Raw genomic sequence first — 4,807 nt, 5'->3', positions numbered from 1 at the left:
GAAAAAAGCAAATTCATACTTTTCTTTACCTATAAATTGTAAAGATAACAGCAATAAATCATCACGATTTGCTAATGCACCATACAAATGTGCTTGTTTGTGTAAACGATAGGCTTCTCGTGTTCTACGTTTAATTAGATTACGATCTACCGCATGCTTATATCGCTTTTTAGCCACATTAATAACCACTTGGGTAGGGTATTTATGCGGTTCATTCACAAAAAGAAAGGTAATTCGAAATGGATATAACAAAAAAGAAGAACCGTTTTTAAATAGCAAGTCTAATGACTTTTTGCTACATAACCGCTCTTCTTTGTTAAATTTGTTCATGTTTTTGATTGTTGAAACACAAGGTTTTGCAGATTAAGACTGCACCAGGTGCCAAAGGCATCCCTTTGGGACAATCAAAAATTATGCTTTATGACGACGCTCGTCAGAAACTGATAATCTTTTTCTTCCTTTTGCACGGCGAGAAGCTAATACTCTTCTACCGTTTGCTGTAGCCATTCTTTCGCGGAAGCCATGCTTGTTTCTTCTCTTTCTTTGCGAAGGTTGGAATGTTCTTTTCATAACTGTATAATATCTTAACTAGAGTTTTTAAATAAGAGGTGCAAATATAACGCGATTTTTCTATAAATGCAAGAGTGAATAGTTTTTTATTTTAAATAGAAAACCAAAGATAGTAATTCTTTTGTTTTTGTAGTCTGGCCCTCGCTTTTGTCGATAATACCAATAGCTGTCGGGTGGTATCTTGCTACGTAGGACCTGTTCTTGAAACGATATTGAAACAACAGATTGAAACGTAAAGCGGAAGTAGTTTAATTTAGCAGTAATTTGATTTTTTGAACATCAAATTACAAGCCCAAAGCAGCTTTTAATTTTACATATCCAGTTTTACTAACTGGTAACCAAATACCCGATTTTAATAATACAACGTAACTATCTTTTTCTTTCAGTTCTATTTTAGTTACTTCTGCTAAATTAATAATGTACGAACGATGAATACGAATAAATTGCTCAGCATCAAGCGTTTGCTCAAAGAAACTCATTGTTTTATTTTTATGGAAATTACCTTCAGTAGTACTCAATTTTACATAATCATCGTCTGCCTCAATATATTGAAGTTCTGTTACTGGAATAATTTTAATTACACCAGCATTTTTAACTACGATACGATTATTTTGCGCTGGAGATAAAGCTGCTGTTTCTAATAATTCATTACTACTCTCTCCTTTGGCAAGTTTGGCAGGCAGTTTTTGCATCGCCTGATCAAAGCGACTTTTTTCTATCGGCTTTAATAGATAATCTACTGCATTAACCTCAAATGCCTTTATTGCATATTCATCAAAAGCTGTTGTAAAAATTACTGCAGGGTGTTTTTCAACCAATTCTAACATTTCAAAACCACTAATCTTTGGCATTTGAATATCTAAGAAAATAAAATCAGGTTGATGTAGATTTATAGCTTTTAAGCCCTCAAAACCATCGCTACATTCGGCAACAACTTCTATATCAGGATACGATTTTAAATAATGTTTAACTACGTCCCTTGCTAAGGCTTCATCATCAATTAGTATCGTTCTTATCATCTTTTTGAGGTATTTTAAGCGTAGTAATATACAAATTATTGTTTTGTGATTCGGTTTGCAACAAATTGCTATCTGCAAATAATAAATATAATCTACGGCGAATTGCTGATAGTCCAAATCCTGTTCCTTTACTTGCTGTCATTTCTGGATCGTATGGATTTGCTACACAAATAACTAACGTGTTTTGCTCTAATTTAACCTTAATGGTAATGGTTATAGCTGCAGAAGTATTGTATAGTCCGAATTTAATTGCATTTTCTACAATAGGTTGCAACAAAGTTCCAGGAAGACATAAACCCAAAGTATTTTCTTCAATTTGCACATCAATGGTTAATCGGTGGCTAAAACGAACTTTTTCAATATCTAAATACAATTGAATGTATTCCATTTCTTCTGCCACACTCACCCAAACTTCATCATCACGTTTTAAAGTACCACGTAAAAAAGCTGCCAACTTGGTAATCATTGTACCCGCTTCCGTTGGATTAACAATGGTTAGGGCATAAACTGAATTTAAACTATTAAATAAAAAGTGTGGTTGTAATTGATGTCTCAACTTATTAAGCTCTGCTTCTTTTGCTAAATTTTGAGCAGTTAGTAACCTACCCTGAGTTTCAGATTGTTCTTCTAACCTGTACCACAAAATATTTGCTAAAGCACACCATGTTAAACATAAAAAAGCAACTATAGCCCTGTATGGAAGTGAAAAATCTAGAAATAACTGATAATCTTTTTGATTGATAAACAAGTAATTGAGCCCATACTTTGCCAAAAAAACAATAACAGCAGTTAATATCGCTGTTAAAAGTAGCAAGAATAGCATCCGTTCATTTTTAGGCTGGTAGTAGCCTAACATATTACTAATAATTATACAGCCAATGGCCAATAGACCATTACTCAGAATGCTATCAGCCAAGGCAATTTGCCAATTTAAATTTAAAGAGTAGTAAATAAAAAGTGCGCACAGCGCAATCCAACCGACTAGAATAGCGCCTGAAACTATTTTTATTTGCTTTATAGATAATGGGGTTGTAGTCAAATGATTACGGGTTTAGATCCGATACCTTTCGGATGACGATTTACAATTTAGAACTACGACATATTCAATCATGCCTTACTAAATTTAATTAATAGTTTCTAATATCTACCCCACCAAACATCGCTATCCCTCTAATAATTAATATTTTATTTTGTCCTTCAACAATTGGTTGAACACTTCTTTTATCATCTAAGCCACCAAAAATTGCGGTTACTTCTGGCTTTACAATCCATCCTGGTGGGATAATAATTTTACATCCTCCAAAAATTGCTGTGATATCTATTATAATTTCACCTTCAAAATCCGCTTGAGTTAAGTTCAAATCGCAGCCACCAAAAACTGCTGTTATTTCTCCGCCTTTAAAGTTCTTTGAATAAATAGTTTGATGACTTCCTCCAAAAACATTTACTGAGTCTAAGTAATCGTTGCTATTCGTTTTTTTTTCATCTATTGGTGATGCTTCAACTGTTTCAGCTCCGGGATAAGCCTGGTCAGCATCTGGTTCACCAAATCTTCTTTTCCATCTTTTATTTCTTCTTCCACAACTTCCATCTATATGGTTAAAACTACTTTTAGGTTTAAGAATGATAAATAAGCCAAGTATCACTAGCATAGCTGGAAAAACAACTTTACCAAAATCTATCTCGCTCCCAAATGCTTCCTTGAAGGTAAAGAATGAGCCTATGAGCACCATAATAAACCAACTGCTATTTCTAAAGTTATGTTTAAATCCAATAAACAAACCTATAATGATTAATATGTTACTCCAATGCCACAACCAATTGGGTAGATCTAAACCTAAGTTATCAAGCATTAAAAGTGAGCCAATACCTACTATTAACAAACCTGCCCAAACCTTGCCAGAACGATTTGCTATATCTCTATTATTATTTTCCATTTTTATTTTTTTAATGTAATGAGCGCTCATGAATTTATTCATTTGGCTTCATCACGATTTCATTTGTGTTGTAATTATACTCAAATGTAGAATGAACTTTTGCATTACCAAATAGTAGACTGCTATTTATGAGTTTATTCTCGGTAAAAAGCATTAATTAATCGGTAAAACATCAACAGTCATTTGTTTTTAAATCTGGTTCCTTATCACCTTCGTAGAGACTAGTTCTAGTCTTGTTCAGTAAAACGACCAATTTTGACAAATAGGCTAATCTAAAATCAGCAGGCAACCTAAACCAAACCCGAACTTGACTCGAACTCTACCAGAGCATAAGTCGCGGTAAGGTCGCTATAAGGTCGCCTTAATATCGCAGTAAGCATGAAGGAAAATTAGAAATTAGTAACGGAAATCGTTATGTATGGAATAGTTTTTAAATATACTTTTTTTATAGCAAAGGCTGCAGTAAAATTATTTGTTAATTTAGGCAGCTAAATTAGTATGAATTAAATAAACTTAAACATGAAAAGATTATTCAGCATTGCTGTTTTGTTGTTACCGTTGTTGGTAAGCGCTCAAGATATGAGCAAACATTATAAAGTTTACGATGTAAAGAAGCAAAAAATCGTAACTCTTGATGATATTGTAAATGACTTAGCTAATGCTAATGTTTTATTTTTTGGCGAAGAACATAACGATTCTACTGGCCATTATTTAGAAGCAACTCTATTTAAAAAGATTGCCGATGCGTATCCTGGTAAGGCAGCTTTAACTATGGAAATGTTTCATACAGATGTACAACCTGTAATTAATGAATATTTAAAGGGCATTATTTCGGAGAAAAATTTTATTAAGGAAGCTAGAGCTTGGAATAATTACAAAGATTATAAACCCATGATTGAATTAGCAAAGTTGAATAATTTAGATGTAATTGGCGGTAATGCTGCTGGTAGATATAGTAATGCTGTTACACGTAGTGGATTAGAAATTCTAAATCAATTACCAGAAAGCTCTAAGCAATTTATTGCGCCATTACCTATTGACACTGCCACTGGCAGGTACAATGATAAGTTTATAGAAACGTTGGGCGGTCATAGTATGGGGGGAATGAAAGTTTATCAAACACAGAATTTCTGGGATGCTACAATGGCATGGAGTATTGCAAAATATGCTAAAAGCAATATGAATAAAAAGATTTTCCAAGTTAATGGTCGCTTTCATAGCGATGAAAAATTAGGAACGTTGGCTAAATTGAAAAAATATGCACCGAAATTGAAAATCTTA

The 4,807-nt window shown here is 33.3% G+C and carries 6 protein-coding genes; 1 reads left to right on the top strand and 5 read right to left on the bottom strand.

Annotated elements, in window-relative coordinates:
• The 5 genes from rnpA to WC622_RS10480 all read right to left on the bottom strand — a co-directional run.
• Positions 1 to 330: ribonuclease P protein component (gene rnpA, locus WC622_RS10500; protein ID WP_372819641.1), on the bottom strand; the 330-nt coding region annotated here is incomplete at its 3' end.
• An 81-nt stretch (positions 331 to 411) separates the two neighbouring features.
• Complete coding sequence (gene rpmH / locus WC622_RS10495) at positions 412 to 570, bottom strand: 50S ribosomal protein L34 (RefSeq protein ID WP_055133745.1); 159 nt, start codon at positions 568 to 570, stop codon at positions 412 to 414.
• 284 nt (positions 571 to 854) lie between these two features.
• A complete protein-coding gene (locus tag WC622_RS10490) occupies positions 855 to 1,589 on the bottom strand; it encodes a LytR/AlgR family response regulator transcription factor (protein ID WP_372819640.1) in 735 nt (244 codons plus the stop codon).
• A complete protein-coding gene (locus WC622_RS10485) occupies positions 1,567 to 2,628 on the bottom strand; it encodes a sensor histidine kinase (RefSeq protein WP_372819639.1) in 1,062 nt (353 codons plus the stop codon). The genes WC622_RS10490 and WC622_RS10485 overlap by 23 nt, the downstream gene beginning before the upstream one ends.
• An 88-nt stretch (positions 2,629 to 2,716) precedes the next feature.
• The gene (locus tag WC622_RS10480) at positions 2,717 to 3,526 is read right to left on the bottom strand and encodes a LiaF transmembrane domain-containing protein (RefSeq protein ID WP_372819638.1); all 810 of its coding nucleotides are present in this window, start codon (positions 3,524 to 3,526) and stop codon (positions 2,717 to 2,719) included.
• A gap of 519 nt (positions 3,527 to 4,045) precedes the next feature.
• Between WC622_RS10480 and WC622_RS10475 the strand changes: the two genes are divergently transcribed.
• Positions 4,046 to 4,807 (top strand): ChaN family lipoprotein (locus WC622_RS10475; protein WP_372819637.1); only part of this gene is annotated, 762 nt, incomplete at its 3' end.

Origin of the sequence: Pedobacter sp., assembly GCF_041662865.1 — a bacterium.
Lineage (GTDB): Bacteria > Bacteroidota > Bacteroidia > Sphingobacteriales > Sphingobacteriaceae > Pedobacter.
This window is presented reverse-complemented; position numbering and strand designations above follow the sequence as displayed.

Excerpts from the sequence above, each read along its gene's own strand:
- rpmH (WP_055133745.1), bottom strand. The coding sequence starts at position 570 with ATGAAAAGAACATTCCAACCTTCGCAAAGAAAGAGAAGAAACAAGCAT.
- WC622_RS10490 (WP_372819640.1), bottom strand. The coding sequence starts at position 1,589 with ATGATAAGAACGATACTAATTGATGATGAAGCCTTAGCAAGGGACGTA.
- WC622_RS10480 (WP_372819638.1), bottom strand. The coding sequence starts at position 3,526 with ATGGAAAATAATAATAGAGATATAGCAAATCGTTCTGGCAAGGTTTGG.